This is a genomic window from Roseateles terrae, from assembly GCF_014192155.1.
GTDB classification, from domain to species: Bacteria; Pseudomonadota; Gammaproteobacteria; order Burkholderiales; family Burkholderiaceae_C; genus Roseateles; species Roseateles terrae.
Genome location: NZ_JACHXO010000002.1, coordinates 270,368 through 290,156, shown reverse-complemented (window position 1 = coordinate 290,156; position 19,789 = coordinate 270,368). Strand labels below are relative to the sequence as shown.

General features: G+C 68.1%; 14 protein-coding genes. 9 read left to right on the top strand and 5 right to left on the bottom strand.

Annotation, left to right across the window (positions count from 1 at the left end; genetic code table 11):
- Positions 1-327 precede the first annotated feature (327 nt).
- Positions 328-2,061 (top strand): long-chain fatty acid--CoA ligase, encoded by a 1,734-nt coding sequence (locus tag FHS28_RS07715; protein WP_088450049.1) that lies wholly within the window; start codon positions 328-330, stop codon positions 2,059-2,061.
- Positions 2,062-2,122: 61 nt separating this feature from the next.
- Here FHS28_RS07715 and FHS28_RS07710 read toward each other — a convergent pair whose 3' ends face one another.
- The 3 genes from FHS28_RS07710 to FHS28_RS07700 form a co-directional block, all read right to left on the bottom strand.
- Positions 2,123-2,971: a DUF924 family protein gene (locus FHS28_RS07710; RefSeq protein ID WP_088450047.1), complete on the bottom strand. Its 849-nt coding sequence runs from the start codon at positions 2,969-2,971 to the stop codon at positions 2,123-2,125.
- A 21-nt stretch (positions 2,972-2,992) separates the two neighbouring features.
- The gene (locus FHS28_RS07705) at positions 2,993-5,062 is read right to left on the bottom strand and encodes a prolyl oligopeptidase family serine peptidase (protein ID WP_088450045.1); all 2,070 of its coding nucleotides are present in this window, start codon (positions 5,060-5,062) and stop codon (positions 2,993-2,995) included.
- Positions 5,063-5,174: 112 nt separating this feature from the next.
- A complete protein-coding gene (locus FHS28_RS07700; RefSeq protein ID WP_088450043.1) occupies positions 5,175-5,735 on the bottom strand; it encodes a YaeQ family protein in 561 nt (186 codons plus the stop codon).
- Positions 5,736-5,826: 91 nt separating this feature from the next.
- On the opposite strand from FHS28_RS07700, the gene FHS28_RS07695 reads away from it, so the two are divergent.
- The 5 genes from FHS28_RS07695 (at position 5,827) to FHS28_RS07675 (ending at position 11,366) form a co-directional block, all read left to right on the top strand.
- Entirely contained in the window at positions 5,827-6,504 is a 678-nt protein-coding gene (locus tag FHS28_RS07695; protein ID WP_184294365.1) for a coiled-coil domain-containing protein, read from the top strand.
- Between the two features lie 184 nt (positions 6,505-6,688).
- A complete protein-coding gene (locus FHS28_RS07690) occupies positions 6,689-7,855 on the top strand; it encodes an SLC13 family permease (RefSeq protein ID WP_088450651.1) in 1,167 nt (388 codons plus the stop codon).
- 148 nt (positions 7,856-8,003) lie between these two features.
- Entirely contained in the window at positions 8,004-10,094 is a 2,091-nt protein-coding gene (locus tag FHS28_RS07685) for a M3 family metallopeptidase (protein ID WP_088450039.1), read from the top strand.
- Between the two features lie 48 nt (positions 10,095-10,142).
- The gene (locus FHS28_RS07680) at positions 10,143-10,976 is read left to right on the top strand and encodes an SDR family oxidoreductase (RefSeq protein WP_088450037.1); all 834 of its coding nucleotides are present in this window, start codon (positions 10,143-10,145) and stop codon (positions 10,974-10,976) included.
- A gap of 12 nt (positions 10,977-10,988) precedes the next feature.
- The gene (locus tag FHS28_RS07675) at positions 10,989-11,366 is read left to right on the top strand and encodes a hypothetical protein (protein ID WP_088450035.1); all 378 of its coding nucleotides are present in this window, start codon (positions 10,989-10,991) and stop codon (positions 11,364-11,366) included.
- A 4-nt stretch (positions 11,367-11,370) separates the two neighbouring features.
- On the opposite strand, the gene rsgA is transcribed toward FHS28_RS07675, so the two are convergent.
- Both rsgA and FHS28_RS07665 read right to left on the bottom strand, forming a co-directional pair.
- Positions 11,371-12,273 carry a ribosome small subunit-dependent GTPase A gene (gene rsgA, locus FHS28_RS07670; RefSeq protein ID WP_088450032.1) on the bottom strand — a complete coding sequence of 301 codons (903 nt, stop codon included), beginning with the start codon at positions 12,271-12,273 and terminating at the stop codon, positions 11,371-11,373.
- Positions 12,270-13,616 (bottom strand): M48 family metallopeptidase, encoded by a 1,347-nt coding sequence (locus FHS28_RS07665; protein ID WP_088450030.1) that lies wholly within the window; start codon positions 13,614-13,616, stop codon positions 12,270-12,272. The genes rsgA and FHS28_RS07665 overlap by 4 nt, the downstream gene beginning before the upstream one ends.
- A gap of 150 nt (positions 13,617-13,766) precedes the next feature.
- Here FHS28_RS07665 and orn point away from each other — a divergent pair, with 150 nt between their 5' ends.
- Genes orn through FHS28_RS07650 form a run of 3 tightly spaced genes read left to right on the top strand, consistent with a single transcriptional unit; the run spans position 13,767 to position 19,365 of the window.
- Positions 13,767-14,345, top strand: coding sequence for an oligoribonuclease (orn, locus tag FHS28_RS07660; RefSeq protein ID WP_088450028.1), 579 nt, complete (start codon positions 13,767-13,769; stop codon positions 14,343-14,345).
- 11 nt (positions 14,346-14,356) lie between these two features.
- Positions 14,357-16,207 (top strand): chorismate-binding protein, encoded by a 1,851-nt coding sequence (locus FHS28_RS07655; protein ID WP_088450026.1) that lies wholly within the window; start codon positions 14,357-14,359, stop codon positions 16,205-16,207.
- On the top strand, positions 16,204-19,365 hold the full coding sequence (locus tag FHS28_RS07650) for a DEAD/DEAH box helicase (RefSeq protein ID WP_088450024.1): 3,162 nt from the start codon (positions 16,204-16,206) through the stop codon (positions 19,363-19,365). Before FHS28_RS07655 ends, FHS28_RS07650 begins: the two co-directional genes overlap by 4 nt.
- Positions 19,366-19,789: the final 424 nt, after the last annotated feature.

Here is a 19,789-nt window from a genome sequence, read left to right as displayed (position 1 = left end):
GCTTCCCCGACCTCTCCACATCCAGAGCGCTGAACGGCGCAACACACGCATGACCAGGCAGGCGGGACCACCGCCGTCGATGAAAGTGCGCATGCTAAACAACTGACCGGCCAAGGCCAGGGACGGGACCACCCGTTTGCAGGTCCAGTAGGATTTACGCCACAGTGCGGGGCAGCGCGGCACGTTTGAAGCGCGCGTCAAACGTATTCGGGCGCGCCGATCACGGCCCGAAAGGTGAACGGGCCGGGACGCCGTTGTCGCTGTCGGGACAAACATCCGGCGCCGCTGGCGGGAAGATGGCCCGAAGACAAAAAGGAGACAAGCACGATGACGCGTCTGGTCACCCCTCGTCCGGCGCAGGCCCAGGTGCAGTACAGCCACTGGCCGCGCCGTCTGCCGCGTGAGCTGGCGGTTCCGCGGACCTCGCTCTGGTTCAACCTGGCCGTGTCCGCGGCGCGTTATCCGGACAAGCCGGCCACCGTGTTCCTCGGTGCGACCCTCAGCTTCGACACCCTGCGCGCCCAGGCCGAGGCGCTGGCCGGCTGGCTGCAGGCGCAGGGCGTGGGCAAGGGGGACCGGGTGGTGCTGTTCATGCAGAACTGCCCGCAATACCTGGTGAGCTTTTATGCCGTCAACCGGGCGGATGCGGTGGTGGTGCCGGTCAACCCGATGAACCGGGAAGACGAATTCGGCCATTACCTCACCGACCCCCAGACCAAGGTGGTGATCTGCAGCGGCGAGCTGGCCGGCGTGGTGGCGGCCGCCTCGGCGCGGCTGGCACCGGCGCAGCGCCCGGCCGCGGTGCTGGTGACGCAATACTGGCAGACCCTGCCGCCGGACGGTCCGGCGGCCGACTGCCAGGTGCCCGAGCCGATGCGGGCCTGGCTGATGGCCCGGCACGAACTGCCGCCCGGCGCGACCGACTGGGCCGACGCGCTGGGGCAGGGCCTGGTGCCTGGCCCCCACACCGCCGGCCCGGACGATCTGGCGATGCTGCCCTACACCTCCGGCACGACCGGCCTGCCCAAGGGCTGCGTGCACACCCATGCCACGCTGATGTCCAACAGCTGCGGCGGCTGTCTGTGGGGCCATGCGAGCGCGGAATCGGTAGGGCTGGCGGTGGTGCCGATGTTCCACATCACCGGCACGCTCTACGGCGTGCTGGGGCCGGTGTTTGCGGGCATGACCCTGGTGATCATGCCGCGCTGGGATCGCGAGCTGTGTGGCAGCCTGATCTCCCGCTACCGGGTGACGCACTGGACCTGCATCCCCACGATGATCATCGACCTCTTCGCGAGCCCCAACTACCGCAGCTTCAACCTGACCAGCCTGCGCTACCTCAGCGGCGGCGGCGCGGCGATGCCCAAGGCGGTGGCCGAGCGGCTGCTGGAAGAGTTCGGTCTGACCTTCGCCGAAGGTTACGGCCTGACCGAGACCGCAGCCCCCACCCACGGCAATCCGCCGGAGCGGGCCAAGCTCCAATGCCTGGGCATTCCAATTTTCGGGGTCGATTCCCGGGTGATCGATCCGACCACGCTGGAAGAGCTGCCGGTGGGGGAGGTCGGAGAGATCATCAGCCATGGCCCGATGGTGTTCAAAGGCTACTGGCAGCAGCCGGAGGCGACGGACGCGGCCTTCGTGGAACTGGACGGCAAACGCTTCTTCCGCACCGGCGACCTGGGCCGCATGGATGAAGAAGGCTACTTCTTCATCACTGACCGTCTCAAGCGGATGATCAATGCCAGCGGCTACAAGGTCTGGCCGTCCGAAGTGGAGATGCTGCTGTACCGCCACCCCGCGGTGCAGGAAGCCTGCGTGATCTCCTCCAGGGACGCCTACCGCGGCGAGACGGTCAAGGCGGTGGTGGTGCTGCGGGCCGAGGCCAAGGGCAAGACCACCGAGCAGGACATCATCAGCTGGGCCCATGAGCACATGGCGCCCTACAAGGCGCCGCGGCTGGTCAGTTTTGTGGACGCGTTGCCGAAGTCAGGCTCCGGCAAGGTGATGTGGCGGACGCTGCAGGAGCAGGAGCAGCAGATTCAACAGCCGCAGGCGCGGTAGCCGCGGGATGGAACATCGGCACCGGCAGCGGTCCTCACCGCCGTTCCGGTGCCCCTGGCGCTCAGAACCTCGAGCCGGGCTGCTGGAGAAAGGCTTCTTCCTCCGGCGTGCTGACCCGGCCCAGCACCGCATTGCGATGCGGGAAACGCCCGAAGCGCTGGATCACATCCCGGTGCTTGCGCGCGTAGTCCAGCGCGGACACCAGCCGTTCGTCTTCCGCCGCCAGCGCCTCGAAGGCGGCGACGCAGCGCTCCTGCATCTCCAGCGATTCGGCATGCTCCAGCGGCATGAGGGCGAACCAGCGCTCCAGGGGGCTCATCACCGGCAGTTGCGGCAGCAGGGCCAGGGCCGCCTGCAAGGCGAGGTCGTCGCCGGCAAAGGACTGGGGCGTCTCCCGGTAGATGTTGCGGGTGAACTGATCCAGCAACAGGATGCGCGCCAGCGCGCCCCACGGGTTGCGGTCCCAGGCCTGATGCTCGCCCGCCAGGGCGGCGTCCACCATGGAGCCGAAGCGCTCGCGCAGGGCCGCATCAAAGGCCGGATCCTTCTTGAACCACTTCGTCTGCACCTGCCCGTCCTCGGCGCCACCGGGCAGTCCGAACCATTCGTTGAGCACCCGCTGCGCCGCCGCGGGTGCGGTCAGGCGCTGCCAGCGCGGCTGATGCGCCAGCCAGTGGCGGACATAGGTGCAGCCGGGCACCAGCTGCAGCGTCTGCGAGGCGAGCCAGCGGGCGGCCGTCTCCACCAGTTGCGCGGCCACGCCCTGGCCGCGCAACTGCGCCGGGACGCCGGTATGGGTGATGATCAGCTGCTCGCCGTGGCGCTCATAGTCCAGGCGGCATTGGACGCCGGGTTGGGGATGCGCCAGAAAGCATCGATGGTCCGGATGGTGCTGGATGACGACGTTCACAGGGTCTCTCCACGCCAGGGTTCACGCGCCCCCGAGCTGCTGCCACAGATAGGCAAACTCGAGGGCCTGCAGCTGCGCCCGCTGCTGGTTGTCCGCAGCGCCGCCGTGCCCGCCTTCGATGTTTTCGTAGTAGTAGCACGCCTGGCCCAGGGACAGCAGGCGAGCCGCCATTTTCCTCGCATGGCCGGGATGGACACGGTCATCACGCGTGGAGGTGGCGAAAAGCGCCCGCGGATAGCTCACCCCCGGCCGCAGGTTCTGGTAGGGGCTGTAGGCACTGAGGGCGGCCCAGTCCTGGGCGTCGTCCGGGTCGCCGTATTCCGCCATCCACGAGGCGCCTGCCAGCAGCAGGTGATAGCGGCGCATGTCCAGCAGCGGCACCTGGCACACCACGGCGCCGAAGAGTTCCGGCCGCTGCACCATGCAGGCGCCCACCAGCAGGCCGCCGTTGCTGCCGCCCATGATGCCCAGCCGTTCCGGCCGGGTCAGTCCGCGGCGGATCAGGTCTTCGGCGACGGCGATGAAGTCGTCGAAGCTGCGCTGTTTGTGCGCACCCGTTGCGGCCTGGTGCCACTGCGGTCCGTATTCACCCCCGCCGCGGATGTTGGCCACCACCAGGCGACCGCCACGGGTGAGCCAGGCGCGGCCGTTGGTGCCGGAATACCAGGGCTGCAGCGAAACCTCAAAACCGCCGTAGCCGTAGAGCAGGGTCGGTGTGTCCGCGCCCTGGCCCGGCCCGCCGATGACGAAGTAGGGCACGTTCTCCCCATCCGCGCTGCGGGCGAAGAACTGCTGCACCGTCATGCCCTGCGCATCGAACTGCGCGCCGCGCTGCTTGAGCGGTGTGCGGGCGTCGGACCCTGCGCGGGCGAGACTCACCGTGTCGGGGGTGAGGAAGTCGCAGTAGTGCAGCAGGTAGTCATCGCCGAAGCGGTCCTGTGGCAGTTCCGGGTCATGCAGCGTCTGCACGCTGAGGGTGCCAGGGAAGGGGGCCTGGACGGTGCGCAGCGCCGGCGGGCGGCTCGACAGGTCCCATTCCTCCAGCCGGCTGGCCACATGCTCGCTGATGGTCAGCAGCACATGGTGGTGGGTGAGGGAGTAGTCGTCCAGCGAGCGGCCCGGTGTGGGCGTGAACAGGATGCGCGGCTGGCGCTCGCCGCGCCAGAAGGCCTCGTCCTCCAGCAGCAGCAGCGAGCCGGCGGGATGGGTGTGGCCCGCCACTGTCCAATCGCTGCGCGGGCGCAGCAGCCACCACGGGCCGTGCGCATGCACGCTCATGTCGCTGGGCAGGTCGATCGGCAGCATCTGGCCGTCGCGCCACAGGAAGCGGGCTTCGTTGTAGAAATCCAGGGAGCGGCTGAAGAACACCCGCTCATAGCCGGGCGTGCGATCCACGCTGGCGCCGACCGACACGTCAGACGCCTCGCCTTCGAAGAGCACGGGGGCCTGGTCCAGCGGCGTGCCACGCGCCCAGCGGCGCACCTGGCGCGGATAGCCGGAGTCGGTGAGGGAGCCGGGGCCGAAGTCGCTGCCGACCAGCAGCGTGTCGGCGTCCAGCCATTCGACGTCGCTCTTGGCCTCGGGCACGAAGAAGCCGCCGTCCTCCGCCGGAATGAAGCGCAGCGTCTCCAGGTCGAATTCACGCATCTCGGCCGCGTCGGCGCCGCCGTCGGAGAGGGAGACCAGGCAGCGACGGTAGTCCGGCGTCAGCGCATTCGCGCCGTGGAAGACCCAGCTGCGCTGCTCGGCCTGGCCGAGGGCGTCCAGGTCGAGCACCGTCGTCCAGGGCGGATCGGGCTGCGCGTACTCTTCGATGCGGCAACGGCGCCACAGGCCGCGGGGATGGGCCTCGTCCTGCCAGAGGTTGTAGAACCAGTCGCCGCGGCGGGCGACGTGCGGAATGCGGTCCTGCGCATTGAGCAGTTGCAGCAATTCCTGACGGATCGGCTCGAAATCCGGACGGGCCTGCAGCACCGCCTGGGACTCGGCATTGCGCGCCTTCACCCAGTCCAGCGCGCGTTCGCCTTCTTCGCCTTCCAGCGCTTCCAGCCACAGGAATTCATCGGTCGTCGCACTTCGGGGATCGGTCACGGGAGTCTCCGTCAATGAATGGGGGGGAAGAATGCGGGAGGGCGCCGGCGGGAAGGATGCCGGCTGGGATGCAAGCTGCGCTCCCGGCGACCGGACACGCGATGTCCCCGGTTTAGTGCTCGCGATCCTTCAACAGTTGCGGCGTGATTTCCACGGCGCCCTTGTCGGTGGTGACGTAAGCGGTGCCGTCCTGGATGCTCACCTGCCACTGCATGCTGCGCTCGGCCAGCGCCGCCAGCGCCTGCGACTGGTCTGCCGGAATCTGCCAGACGACCAGCTTGGGCGCCCGCTGCAGCTTGTTCTGAATGCCGGCCCACCAGACGGGGGTACTGGAAGCGTAGCTGATCACCGTCACCAGCTCCGAGCGGCCCTGGATCTGCCGCAGCCGGCGCTCATCGGGCTGGCCGAGTTCCACCCAGTGCACCACCTCGCCGGTCAGGTCGATCTGCCACAGGTCGGCATCGTCCGCCTCGGACAGGCCCTTGGTGAATTCGAGCTTGCCGCGCAGGTCGTTCTCCGGCTGGTACAGCGCGTAGGCGAGGATGCGCAGCATCATCCGCTCGTCTGTCTCCGACGGGTGGCGGGCGACGGTCAGGTTGTGGTCGCCGTAGACATGGCGGTCCATGTCCGAGATCTGAAGCTGGGCTTTGTGGATGGTGGCCTTGAGCGCCATGGGGGGCCTTGAAACAGGGAAACTGAAGCGGCGCATTATCATTCCTGCCTCACCGACGAGACATCCCGGACCGGGACCGAAAGAAATCTTCATGAAGCACACCCTGCGTACAACCGCTGCCGTGGCCACTCTCCTGGCTTGCGGCCTGGCTTTCGCCCAGACCACGACGCCCGCACCGAAGGCGGATGCCAAGAACGCCAAGACGGCCAAGGTCACCAACCCGGTGGTTGAGAAGCCGAAGCAAAAGCTGATGACACGCGACGAGCTGCGCAGCTGCATGGTCGAGGACAAGGCGCTGATCGACGAGAACACCGGCCTCAAGAACCGCGAAAAGGAAGTTCTGGCCCAGCGTGACGAGCTCAAGGCCCAGAAGGCCGAGCAGGACAAGGGCGAGCAGGAAATGCAGGCCCGCAGCAAGGACCTGAAGACCGAAATCGAGTCCCTGAACGCCTTTGCCGCCGACATCCAGGCCAACGCCTCGAAGATGGAGAAGGACCAGCTCAAGGCCAAGCAGGAGGAATACCAGAACCGCGCCAACGCCCTGCAGCCGAAGATCGACGCCTTCAACAAGGAGCGCAACGAGCGGGTGGAGAAGTACAAGGGCTTCAACGACCGCGTGGATGCCCACACCAAGTCCCAGGACGACTTCAACGAAGCCGTGGAAAACCTGCAGGACAAGCGTGACGCCTGGAAGAAGCGCTGCGCCAACCGTCCTTACGATGAAGCCGACGAACTGGCCATCAAGAAGGAACTCGGCCTGAAGAAGTAAGCGGCAGCGCGGGAAGGATCCGTCCCTCCCGTCCGCCCGCCGCTGGCGATCAAGTCGCTGGCGGTCATGAATGCCCCGCAATCGCGCCGGTTTGGCGCGGTTGCCCCCGGCCTGATCCAGCGCCCGCTGGAGCCCCCCCGCTGAGCGCCGCGTCCCGGCTGCTCAGCGCGCCGTGAGTCCTGACGTGTCCTCTTCCCCCAGCCCGTCCAGTTCCCCCCGCCCGTCCAGCCCGGCCGCCACCACGCCGCCGGCGAGTGCCCAGGACGCCCCCGGCGGCGGCAATCAGCTGCTGTGGGGGCTGGCCGTCGCCGCGATCGGCTTTGCCCTGTGGCGGCCGGTATCACCCCGCGAGTGGCTGGGCATGGTCGACTGGCAGACCATGGGCGCACTGACCGGGCTACTCATCATCACGCAGGGCGTGGAGCGCAGCGGCGTGCTGCAGGGGACTGCCCGTGCGCTGCTGGCCCGCACCGGTACGGCGCGCCAGCTGGCCCTGGTGCTCTGCGCGGTGGCCGCGGTGCTGGCCGCGCTTGTCACCAACGATGTGAGCCTGTTCCTGCTGGTGCCGCTGACGCGGGAACTCGCCGCCCAGGCGCGACTGCCGCTGGCACGGCTGGTGGCGCTGGAAGCGCTCGCGGTGAACGCCGGTTCCTCCCTCACGCCGATTGGCAATCCGCAGAACCTGTATCTCTGGCACAAAACCGGTGCCTCGTTTGGTGGCTTCATGGGCATGATGGCGCCCGCGGTCGGCGTGATGCTGCTGCTGCTGTTCGTCACCATCCTGATCACCATGCCGGCCTCCCGCATCCAGGTGAGCCCGCCTACGGCGCAGGCGCCCACCCAGCCGCGGCTGCTGCTGCTCTCCGCCGTGTTGTTTGTCGGTTTTGTCGCTTCGCTGGAGCTGAAGGTGTGGGTGCCGGCGCTGGCCGTTGTGGTGGTCGCCTTTGCACTGTTCCAGCGACAGGTCCTGATGAAACTGGACTGGGCCCTGCTCGCCACCTTCGTGCTGATGTTCGTGGTGGTGCATCAACTGGTGGCCTTGCCCTGGATGGCCCACTGGATGGCGCAACTGCCCAAGGACGTGGCCTGGCCCACTTATGTCGTGGCGATCCTGACCTCGCAGGTCATCAGCAATGTGCCCGCCACGCTGCTGCTGGCCGATGGCACACGACAACTGTCTGCGCTGGCAGTGGGCGTGAATGTGGGCGGCTATGGATTCGTGCTGGGATCGATGGCCAACCTGATCGCCCTGCGGCTGGCCCGCGAACCGCACGGACTGCGGGAATTCCATCGCATCAGCCTGCCTTTCCTGGTGGTATGCGCGGTGCTGGTGGCGCTGCTGGTCGTTTGACGCAGCGGAGCGGTTGCCGCTCCCAGACCCTTCTCCTCGCACAACTTCCTCTTTGGCGAGTGGCAAGCCGGACGGCCGTTCCTACAATGGTCCGCAGCCGGGCTGTGCGCGATCCGCTCGCCCACGCCTTCTTGATTGAGGAATGCCAATGACCGCTCCCCGCGCTTCGTCGCCGTCCGCCCTGTCCACAGACAGCAACCCGCTGCTGAACGCCTGGGCCGGTCCTTACGGTCTCCCGCCGTTTGCCGACATCCGGGTGGAGCACTTCGAACCGGCGTTTGATCAGGCTCTGGCGGAACACCGCGCCGAACTGGCGCTGATGGCGTCCCAGAATGAAGCGCCGAGCTTTGACAACACCGTGGCGGCGTTTGACCGCAGCGGGCGTCGCCTGGTGGCCCTGGAGCATCTGTTCTCCACATTGAGCGCCTCCGCCACCTCGCCCGAACTGCAGGCGGCGCAGCGTCGACTCGCCGCACCGCTGGCGGCGCACAGCAATGCGGTGTACATGAATGCGGCGCTGTTTGCCCGCATGGAAGTGCTCTTCGAACAGCGCGACACCCTGGGCCTGGATCCGCAGCAGCGCCGACTGCTGGAGCGCATCCATCTGGACTTTGTCCGCGCCGGTGCACGGATGCAGGGCGAAGCCCGCCGCCGGTATGCCAGCCTCATGGAACGGCTGGCTGAGCTGCACACCCGTTTCGCGCAGAACGTGTTGGCGGATGAAGGCGGCTATCAGCTCGTGCTGCGCACCGACGACGAACTGGCCGGCCTGCCGGACTTCGTCCGCGCTGCGGCACGGCAGGCGGCACTGGACCGTGCAGTGAGCGATCCGCAGGCACATGTGATCACGCTGTCCCGCTCGCTGATCGTGCCCTTCCTGACCTTCAGCGAACGCCGCGACCTGCGCGAGCAGGCCTGGCGCGCCTGGGTCAGTCGGGGCGAGCATTCGGGCGACAGCGACAACCGCGAAATCATCCGCGAGATCCTTCGGCTGCGTCAGGACCAGGCCCGGTTGCACGGCTACGCGACCTATGCCGATTACGCGCTGGCCGACACCATGGCCGGCAGGCCGTCGGCGGTGCAGGGGCTGCTCGACCAGGTGTGGGAACCCGCCAAGGCCGCCGTGGAGCGCGAGCGCGCGATGCTGGACGCCGAGCGCCGGCGTCTGGGGCATGCGGAGACGATCGAGGACTGGGATTGGCGTTATTACGCCGAGAAGGTGCGTCAGCAGCGCTACCAGCTCGATGAGTCCGAGGTGAAGCCCTACTTCCCGCTGGAGGCGATGGTGCAGGCGATGTTCGACTGCGCGCAGCGTCTTTACGGTCTGCACTTTGTGCCGCAGCCACACGTGGCGGGCTATCACCCCGATGTGAAGGTGTACGAAGTCCGTCAGGCCGATGGTCATCTGCGCGGCCTGTTCGTGCAGGACAACTTCGCCCGCCCGACCAAACGCAGCGGCGCGTGGATGAACGCCCTGCGCTGGCAGGCCCGCAACGGCATCGAAGCGCTGCCCATCATCCTGAACAACAACAACTTCGCCAAGGGCGCGCCGGGTGAGCCCACGCTGCTGTCGTTCGACGATACCCGCACGCTGTTCCATGAATTCGGCCATGGGCTGCACGGTCTGCTCTCGCAGGTGGAATTCGAGCGCCTGTCCGGCACCCAGGTGCTGCGGGACTTTGTTGAGCTGCCCTCGCAACTGATGGAGCACTGGATGGCCGAGCCGGCGGTGCTCAAGCGCCATGCGCGCCATTACCGCACCGGCGAACCCATCCCCGATGCGCTGCTGGACAAGATCAAGGCCGCCGCCACCTTCAATCAAGGTTATGAGACCGTGCGCTACTGTGCCTCGGCCCTGGTCGACCAGGCAGTGCATGCCTTGCCCGCCGGGGAGGTGCCGGACCTTGTGGCCTTCGAGCGCGACACGCTGCAGCGCCTCGGCGCCCCCGCCGCAGTGGGCATGAACCACCGGTTGACCCACTTCCAGCATCTGTTCTCGGGCAGCTTTTATGCGGCGCAGTACTACGTCTACCTGTGGGCGGAAGTGCTGGACTGTGATGCCTACGAGGCGTTCGTCGAAGCGGGCGATCCGTTCGACGCGGCCACGGCCAAGTCCCTGCTGGACAACGTCCTGGCGGTGGGCAACAGCCGCGAGCCCGGTGCGACCTACCGCGCCTTCCGCGGCCGTGATGCCGAGGTGGGGCCGATGCTCAAAGGCCGCGGCCTGCTGCCGGCCTGAGAAAACCCCGCGCCGGGACGGTCGGGCGAGCGGGCCTATCATCGGTTCATGACCGATCCTGATCGTCCGATTTCAAAACGTGCGCCGTTGGGCGCCGAGACGCCCGGCGAAGGGCCGCGTGATGCGGCCAGCGCGGCATCGCGCTCCCGTGTCGCCGTGGTGACCGGCGCCGGATCCGGCATTGGCCGCGCCGCTGCGGTGAAGCTGATGCATGCAGGCTGGCAGGTGGCCTTGCTGGGCCGTCGTGAGGACGCGCTGGCCGAGACCGCCGCTGCGGCCCCCGCGCAGGCCCTGGTGCTGCCCACCGATGTCAGCGATGAACATCAGGTGGCCGCCGCCTTCCGCGCGGTGAAGGAGCGGTATGGCCGGCTCGATCTGCTGTTCAACAATGCCGGCATGAGCGCGCGCGGCATGGAGATCGACCAGCTCAGCGTGGCCCAGTGGCGCCAGGTGGTCGATGTGAACCTGACCGGTAGCTTCCTCTGCGCCCGCGAGGCCTTCGCCATGATGAAGGCGCAGTCGCCGCAGGGCGGGCGCATCATCAACAACGGCTCGATCTCCGCGCATGCGCCGCGGCCGGGCTCGGTCGCCTACACCAGCACCAAGCATGCGATCACCGGACTGACGAAGACGCTGGCGCTCGATGGCCGTCCCTACGACATCGCCGCCGGCCAGCTCGACATCGGCAATGCCCAGACGGACCTCACCGCCAGTTTCTCGCAGGGGCTGAAGCAGGCCCATGGGGCCGTGGTGCCCGAGCCGGTGATGGATGTGGACCATGCAGCGAGCGCGCTGCTGTACATGGCGGAATTACCGCTGTCGGCCAACGTGCCTTTCCTGACGGTCATGGCCACCAAGATGCCCTATATTGGACGCGGTTGACCCTCTGAACTGATGAACACGATCTCTGAATTGCTGACGCTGGTGGCCCGCATCCTGCGAGGCGCCCTGTTCCTGGTGCTGTTCCTCGCCTTGCTGATGGTGGGACTGTGCGTGTTTGGCGTGCTGCTGGTGTGGAGCCTCATCCGCGGTCGGCGCCTGCAGCGGCCCACCGTGGGGGTGTTCCGCACGGCGCAGGATTTCCGCGCGCAGGCCTTCCGGCGCTCGGCGGGATCCATGGGCGGGATGCCTGGCAGCGCGAGGGGCTTCGGCGCCCCTGAGGGCGATGTGGTGGACGTGGAAGTCCGCGAGGTGGTCCGAGACGGGGGCCGCAAAGACGTCCACGAAGACATCCGTGAACGGTCGCATCCCCAGCCGCGGCTGGAGCGTTGAAGGCTCAATAGCGCGGCGGGCTGCTCAGCTCCTGCCAGAGCTCGTCGTAGATGCGATAACGCGACGGGCTGATCTTGCCCGCTTCCACCGCCACCAGCACCGCGCAGCCGGGCTCATGCCGGTGGCTGCAGTTGTGGAAGCGGCAGTCGCCCAGATACGGCTTGAAGTCCGCCATGTGGCTGGCCAGCTCCGGCGCCGGAATCTGGCGCAGACCAAATTCCTGAAAGCCCGGGGAATCCAGCAGCGCCGTCTCCCGGCGATCATCCAGCCAGTACCACTGCGTCGTGGTGGTGGTGTGTCGGCCGGAATTAAGCGCTTGTGAAATCTCACCCACCTGCGCGCCAGCATTGGGCACCAGCAGATTGATCAGCGTGCTCTTGCCGGTGCCACTAGGCCCCAGCACCAGCGTGGCCTGGTTCTCCAGCAGCGGCATCAGGGTGTCCCGCGCTTCGTCCGGCCGGCCCTTGAGGCTCAGCTCCAGCACCCGCTGACCCATCGCCTTGTACGGCGCCAGTCGCTGACGGGCTGCTTCGGCCTGCGGCAGGTCGGTCTTGTTGAGCAGGATGTCGGTGGTGATGCCGGCGGTGTCCGCCGCGATCAGCGCACGGGTGAGCTGCGACTCGGAAAACTGCGGCTCCGCAGCGACCAGCACCAGCAGCCGGTCCAGGTTGGCGGCAAAGCTCTTGGTCTTCCACTCGTCCTGGCGGAACAGCAGGTTGCGGCGCGGCTCGAGCTTGTCGATGACGCCTTCATGGTCGCTGGTGCGCTGCCAGCGCACACGGTCGCCCACCACGCAGTCGCTCTTCTTGCCGCGGGTCAGGCAGTGCACCCGCTCGCCGTTGTCGTCTTCCACCACATAGTGCCGGCCGTGACCGCGCACCACCAGACCGATCTGACCCGGCTTCATGCGGCACCGCCGTCGAGACGGCCCACGGCCGCGGCGGTGGGCAGACCACTGAGCATTGCAATCGCGGCCAGGCGTTCGCTGGCGGGGGGGTGGGAATAGTAGAAGCGGGCAAAGAACGGGTCAGGCGTCAGCGTGCCGGCGTTGTCCTCATGGAGCTTCAGCAGCGCCGCACTGAGGTCGCGGCCACTGGACTGCTCGCAGGCATAGGCGTCCGCTTCGAACTCATGCTTGCGGGACCAGAACGCCATCAGCGGCGTCAGGAAGAAGGTGAAGGGCGGCAGCACCAGCATGAACAGCAGCAGCGCCAGGGCATCGTTGGGCACCGTCATGCTGGGGCGCACGCCGAGGCCCAGGAAGAACTGGGGCAGGGTGCTCAAAAAACCCAGCAGTGCGAAACCGGCCAGGCTCAGTGCGAACATCATGACCATCCGCTTGAGCACATGGCGGCGCTTGAAATGCCCCAGCTCATGCGCCAGCACCGCTTCCACCTCGGGCGGATTCAGGCGAGAGAGCAGGGTGTCAAAAAACACCACCCGCTTGGAGGCGCCCAGGCCGGTGAAGTAGGCATTGCCGTGGGCGGAGCGGCGGCTGCCGTCCATCACGAACAGGCCTTTGGCCGCAAAGCCGCAGCGGGCCATCAGGCCTTCCACCCGCTCGCGCAGCGTGGCGTCGGCCAGCGGCTCGAACTTGTTGAACAGCGGGGCGATCAGCGTCGGGTAGAGCACCAGCATCAGCAGGTTGAAGCCCATCCAGACGGCCCAGGCCCACAGCCACCAGGTCTGGCCGGCAGCGCCCATCAGCCAGAGGATCAGCGCCGCGATCGGCAGACCGACGATGGCGCCCACCAGCAGGCCCTTGAGGCCGTCCAGCACAAAGAGCTTGAGGGTGGTGCGGTTGAAGCCGAAGCGCTGCTCCAGCCGGAAGGTGTTGTACAGCTCCCAGGGCAGATCCAGCAGGCCGGAGAGCAGGGCGAAGCCGACAAACAGGCCCAACTGATATCCCATCGGGCCGATCACCGGGTCCCAGGACAGCATCCACTGGTTCAGCAGGTCGATGCCGCCCAGCAGCGTCCAGCCGACCAGCAGGGCGGTGTCCCAGGCCAGGTGCAGGGTACCCACGCGGCTGCGGGCCATGGTGTAGTCCGCCGCCTTCTGGTGGGCGGGCAGCGGCACGGTTGCGGCGAAGGCGGGCGGGACGGCGTCCCGGTGGCGGGCCACATGGCGCACCTGACGGGCGGACAGCCAGAGCTTGGCCAGGAAGGACAGGACCATGGCCGCCACGAAGGCCAGGCTCACAGTCAACGGGGACACGGCAGGCACCGCACCGAAATCGGAACTAAGCATGTCCCGGAGTGTAGGGGGTGGGGGTGGGGCCTGCAGGCATGGGGAACCTCCCGGACGTGAGGACTTCGTTCCCAAGGCCCTGCGGGGCTGCGACAATCGCCGCCGACTGCACCGAATGGCCGCGCCGGCCGGTGCCCCACAAGGATTCACATGAGCATCGACGCCACCGCAGCACCCACCCTGACCCCGAGCGACCAGAACCTGATCTGGATCGACCTGGAAATGACCGGTCTCTTCCCGAACACCGACCGCATCATCGAGATCGCGGTGGTGGTGACCGATCCGTCGCTGGCGATTCGCGTGGAAGGTCCGGTCTTCGCCATCCATCAGAGCGATGAAACGCTGGACAAGATGGACGCCTGGAACAAGGGCACCCACGGCAAGAGCGGCCTGATCGACCGGGTCAAGGCGTCGACGGTGAGCGAAGAAGAAGCGCAAACGCGGGTCATCGAGTTCCTGAAGGCCTATGTGCCGGCGAACAAGTCGCCGATGTGCGGCAACTCCATCTGCCAGGACCGCCGCTTCCTGGCCAACTACATGCCCCAGCTGGAAGACTTCTTCCACTACCGCAATCTGGACGTCTCCACGCTGAAGGAACTGGCCCGCCGCTGGAAGCCGGCCGCGCTGGAAGGCTTCAAGAAGGCCCAGAAGCACACCGCGCTGGCGGACATCCATGAATCCATCGACGAACTGATCCACTATCGCGAACAGTTCCTCAAGCTCGACTGAGTCCGGCCACCATGGACGACCCGCGCCGCCCGGCAGTGCTGTGGGCGGCTTTTGACTTTCCGCGCCATCCGCTGGCGCGCGAGGACGGCGAACGGGTGCGGGGCTGCTTTGTGCAGCCACCGGCCCGTCGCCTGATCGCGCGCGACCCGGTGTCGCTGCGGACAGTGCTGCGCGAGGCCCATGCGGCCTCGCGGGCCGGGTCGTGGGTGCTGGGTGGCGTGCGATATGAAGCGGCAGGGGCGCTGGATGAAGCGCTCGGGCCGGGGGGCTCTGGTGCCATCGGCGACCTGGCCGAATTCGCGATCTGGGACGAAGCACCACAGCCCTGGCCGGACGTGACCGAGCTCTCTGCGCACGACCTGTCACCGTTTGCGGACGTGCAGACAGACGCGGCTGAAGCCGACCAGATTGAGCGGGTGCGGGAATACATCCGGGCCGGCGACTGTTATCAGGTCAACCTCTGCACCCGTGTGCAGGCGCAGCCCGGACCGGGCTTCGATCCCTCCGCCTACTTCTTCTCCCTGCTGGCCGCCCAGCCAGGCGGCTTTGCGCTGCTGCTGCGTCTGGAGAACGGCGACACCGTCGCAAGCGTCTCGCCGGAGCTCTTCTTCGACTGGCGGCCGCTGCCCGAGACGCCGTCAGCGACGCATACGTGGCTGGTCTCCACCCAGCCGATGAAGGGCACGGCTCCGCGGGGACGCGATCGTGCCGCCGACGAAGCGGCCCAGGCCTACCTGCGCACCAGCGACAAGGAACGCGCCGAGAATCTGATGATCGTGGACCTGCTGCGCAACGATCTGTCGCGCGTGGCCGTGACCGGGTCGGTGCGCGTGCCCCGGCTGTTCGAGTTGCATGCGCTGCCGACGGTCTGGCAGATGACGTCCACCGTGAGCGCCGTCAGCCGTGCGGGCCTGGAGCTGGATGACCTGTTCACCGCGCTATTCCCCTGCGGCTCGGTGACGGGCGCACCCAAACGCCGGGCGATGCAGATCATCCGCGAGCTCGAACCCGGCCCCCGCGGCTGGTACACCGGCGCGCTGGGATTGCTGCAGCCGGGCGGCGTGACCACCTTCAACGTGCCCATCCGGACGGTGACCCTGCCTGCGCAGGGGACGGCTGAATGTGGCGTCGGCAGTGCCATCACGCTGGATTCATCGGCCGCGGCCGAGATCGACGAATGGCGCGCCAAGCTACGCTTCCTGTCGCGGGCCCAGGCGCCGATCGAGGCTCTGGAAACGCTGCGCCTGGAGAACGGCGTGTTCGTGAGGGAAGCGCGGCATCTGCAGCGGCTGCATCGCACGTTGCGGCATTTCAATCTGCAGGCGTCGCTGGACCCGGTGCGAGAGCGGCTGGCGGCCATCGCGGCGTTGCATCCCACGGGCCTGTGGCGGGTGCGGATCACCGTCGGCCGGCAGGGCGAATGGACCCAGCAGATCCAGCCGCTGATGGAGGAGGCCTCCCCGGTGAGGGTGGCCCTGGCGCGCACGCCGGTGGACACTCGCGGGCCGGAAGCGGAATTCCTGCAACACAAGACCACGCGCCGGGCGATCTACCAGGCGCATCTGCAGCACAAACCGGCCGAGTGCTTCGATGTGCTGCTGTTCAACCGTGACGGCGAGCTCACCGAGGGCTGCCTGACCAATCTGGCGGTGCAGCTGGAGGGCCCGAACGGCCCCTGGCTCACCCCGCCGCTGGACGCCGGCCTGCTGCCGGGCGTCCTGCGGGAAGAACTGCTGGAGCAGGGCCGCATCCGCGAAGCCCGGCTCCGGCTCCATGACTTGCGGCAAGCCCATGCGCTGGCCGTCTTCAACAGTGTGCGCGGCTGGCGGAACGCCCAGCTCGCGCCTCAGGATCTTTCATGACCACCACTCCTCCCAAGCGCCGGGCTCCGGCGCGCAAACCGCGCACGGCGATGGCCCCGGCGGAAGCCATTGCCGACATCGTGGGCGATGTCTCGCTGGACCTGTTCCCGATTGCGCCTGCGGCGTCACCGGACCTGTCGGCTGCTGAGCCTGTGGCGGTGGCCGCCACGGAAGCGGCCGCCAAGGCGCCTGCCGCTGCGCGGGCCACGGCGCCTGCGAAGCGGCGGACGAAGGCTTCGGTTGCTGCTGCTGAGCGTGCTGGTGATGCGGATGCCGATACCGCTTCTGCCAATGAAGCATCCGCTGCGTCCGCTGCTTCCGCTGTTGCCGCCGCCGAGGCCATGCCGAACGCAGGGGTGACCGGCTCAACGACGAAGGGAACAACGACGGTCGCCGAAGCGGTTGAGACCAAGCGTTCCACTGCCGCGAGGCCGGCAAAGGTTGCTGCGTCGTCACCGAAGCGCTCCACCAAGCGATCCACAAAGCCACAGGTGGTTGAGCTTGACGCCTCCATCGACGCGGCCGTTGACGCTGACATCGACGTTGGCGCAGCTGCAGCCGCTGATCCTGCTGCCGACGCTCACGCCAACGTTCATCGCAACGATGACGCCCACGCTCACGCCGGCGCTCATCTGCCAGTCTCCCTGATGCCTGCCTCCATTGACGATGCGGTGGAAGACATCTTCCAGGCGCTGATGTCGGATGAGGACGACCAAGGCGTGGCGGATGCGGCGCTCAACGTGGCCGTCGAGGCGCCCAAGCCGGCGCGCAAGCGCGGCAAGGATGCAGGCGCCCGGACGAAGGACGTCCCCGCCAGTGATGCTGAAGTCGCTTCGGACACGGAAGGCACGGCCGGGAAGTCGACGCGCCGCCGCGGCGCCAGGCCACCCGTCGGGGTCGATCGGGCATCGGACGATGGTGCCGCTTCCGCCGGCATCATCGACGATGACGCCGCGCGGCGCCCGGACACCCTGGCGCCAGGCGACGGCGACCGGGGCAGCGCCGGCGATGGCGCCGGCGACGGCGATCGCGCAGCCAGCCGCCGACGTCCGCCCGCTCGCAAGCGAGGCAGCGCGGCTCAGGACCTGTTTGATGCGCAGGGCCCGAGCGCCGACATCGAAACCGCTCGGGCGTCATACGGTTCGGAGGGCTCCCCGTACGCTGCGGATCTGGACGATGCCGATGCGGCGAGTGCCGATGGGTCCGATGACGGCTTCGAAAGCGACCGTGCCACTCCGTTCGACGAATCCTCGGCACCCGAGGAGATCGAGGACACCCGTCCGTCCCGCCATCGCCGCAAGCCCTATCGCGCACCGGACGAATCGACCAGCGCGGATGGCGGCGAGCCTCAGCAGCCGCCGCGTTTCACCCTCGGCTCGCGCGAAGATGAAGCCGTCTTCGGCGACTACGAGCTGCGCGACGCCGACACCGCGGGCACCTTCCGCCTGCGCCTGCTGGGCCGCGGCCTGTGGCGCTGCGACTGCGCGGGCTATCTGGCCCAGGGCGACTGCGACCACGGCGAGCACCTGATGGACCTGCTCACCGACGATCAATACGACGCCGTGTACGCCGGCTGGTCCGCGCGTGAAGCCGAAGTCTGGCTGGTGCCGGGCGCCGAACGTCGCCTGCAGTGGATTGCCGGCCGCGACGTGCCCGCTGCGTTGCGCGATCAGCCCGGTCTGGACGAGCGCCAGCGCCGCGACGCCGAGCTGTCGCAGGCGTGGCTGCAATCGGTCGTCGCTCAGGCCCGCGCGGCGGGGGTGCCGCTGCGCGTCGATGCGCCGGTGTGGCCGCAACTCGCCTGGGGCCGCGATGCGCAGGCCCGGGTCGACCGCCTGGAGAAGGTGCTTGCCGATGGCGCCGCCATGGAGGCCCTGCTGTCCGACACCCTCGCCCCGCATCAATGGGAAGCCGCCCTCTTTGCCGTCTGCGCCGGTCGCGCGCTGGTGGCTGACGATCTGGGCCTGGGGCAACGCGGCGCTGCCATCGCCGCGATCCGTCTGTGGGAGCACCTGTTCGGTGCCACGCCGGCGCTCGTGATCGCGCCCGTCGCGGTGCATGCCGCCTGGCAACGGGACCTGTCCCGCTGGCTGGGGCAGGGCGCCTCGTCGGTGACCGTGGCGGAATCGCCCACCGCGAGGCAGGCACCGGCCTTCCTGATCGTCGATGGCATCGAGACGCTGGACGAGGCCGCGCTGGACGCCCTGCGCGCGCTGGACACCCGTTGCGGCGCCCACCTGCTGCTGATTGCGCATCAGGAGCCGCTGGCCCAGCCCGCGCTGGCCCGTTGGGTGGACTGGCTGGATAGCGCCCGCCGCGGCCCCTACGCCCGCCTGACGACCCTGCCACCGGATGCTGGCAAGAAAGCGATCCGGGAGGCGCTGGAGTCGGTGGTGCTGTCCCGCCGCAAACGGGAACTGATCGAGCGTCTGCCGGCCTGCCTGCAGACGCCAATGTGGCTGGAAGCGGCCGGCAGCAGCCTGCCGCAGGGCCCGCTCAAGCAACTGCGCCAGTCGGTGGAGCGCTGGACGGCGCGTCCGTTCCTCAGCAGCGCCGAGCAGCAGCAGTTGATGGAAGCCCTGGCCTTGTTGCCGCCGTCGTCCCGTCAGGCGCTGGCGGCCAAGGCCGAAGCGGTGCTGGCGGTGCGACGCGACTGGGTGGAGTCGCCGACCCCGGCGGCCAGCCGCCTGCTGGTCTGCAGCCGTTCCGAGACGCTGCTGGACAGCCTGGCCCAATCGCCACAGCTGCGCCGTCTGCCGCCGCATCGCCTGCGGGCCGGCGACAGCGCGGAGGTGAGAGCGGCCACGCTGCAAGCGTGGCGCGAGGCGCCGGCCGGTGTGCTGCTGGCCAGCGATGATGCGCTGGCCGCTGTCCCGCACGGGCTGCTGGCGCAGGATCGTGTCGCGGTCATCCACGCCGACCTGCCCTGGCAGGCCAGCACCCTGGAGGACCGGGTGATGCAGGCCTGCGGCGACGACTGCTGCGGCATTCCCGCCGCGCTGCTGCTGATCAGTGGCTCGCTGGATGCCGGCCTGCGGCAGGCGCATGCCAAGGGCCTGAGCTTCCCGCACTGGCTGGACGCGCCGCCGGCCTGGCTGGAGGCGTCGGACATCGAAGCGCTGATGGCCGTTCTGCCCACATTGCTCGAAGGCATTTGAGGCGCATGCCGGGCGCACGAGAGGCGCCAGACCGTGCAGAAAGCCACTGTCCAAGCCCCGATCCCCGCACACGGGGGAGGGGCTAGGGGAAACCCCGAAATGTGGTTATACTCATGGTCTTCGTCGGCCGGGCTGCGCCTTGTGATGGCAGCCGCCCGATGAATCGTTCGTCTCCTCTGACCACTTTGCAGTCCGCATCGAGTCGGCAGCGTCGAAGCCTTTAACAGGCCCTCACGCTCCCGCGCGCACTACAAGCCCTCGGGTTCGGTCGGCGGCGATGCCGTCGCTATGACTGTTCCCCGGCGCCTCACCGGCTCCTTGCGCATTTCCATGCCAAGCCCAGGTGATCGACGCGAGCTTTCTCCCAGCGACATTACCCTCCGCCGCGGCCACTGAGTTCCGCGGGCGGACAGCGACCGGGCCA

Coding starts and splice junctions, on each gene's coding strand:
- orn (WP_088450028.1), top strand. CDS start 13,767: ATGAGCATCGACGCCACCGCAGCACCCACCCTGACCCCGAGCGACCAG.
- FHS28_RS07665 (WP_088450030.1), bottom strand. CDS start 13,616: ATGCTTAGTTCCGATTTCGGTGCGGTGCCTGCCGTGTCCCCGTTGACT.
- FHS28_RS07695 (WP_184294365.1), top strand. CDS start 5,827: ATGAAGCACACCCTGCGTACAACCGCTGCCGTGGCCACTCTCCTGGCT.
- FHS28_RS07650 (WP_088450024.1), top strand. CDS start 16,204: ATGACCACCACTCCTCCCAAGCGCCGGGCTCCGGCGCGCAAACCGCGC.
- FHS28_RS07675 (WP_088450035.1), top strand. CDS start 10,989: ATGAACACGATCTCTGAATTGCTGACGCTGGTGGCCCGCATCCTGCGA.
- FHS28_RS07680 (WP_088450037.1), top strand. CDS start 10,143: ATGACCGATCCTGATCGTCCGATTTCAAAACGTGCGCCGTTGGGCGCC.
- FHS28_RS07715 (WP_088450049.1), top strand. CDS start 328: ATGACGCGTCTGGTCACCCCTCGTCCGGCGCAGGCCCAGGTGCAGTAC.
- FHS28_RS07685 (WP_088450039.1), top strand. CDS start 8,004: ATGACCGCTCCCCGCGCTTCGTCGCCGTCCGCCCTGTCCACAGACAGC.
- FHS28_RS07655 (WP_088450026.1), top strand. CDS start 14,357: ATGGACGACCCGCGCCGCCCGGCAGTGCTGTGGGCGGCTTTTGACTTT.
- FHS28_RS07700 (WP_088450043.1), bottom strand. CDS start 5,735: ATGGCGCTCAAGGCCACCATCCACAAAGCCCAGCTTCAGATCTCGGAC.
- rsgA (WP_088450032.1), bottom strand. CDS start 12,273: ATGAAGCCGGGTCAGATCGGTCTGGTGGTGCGCGGTCACGGCCGGCAC.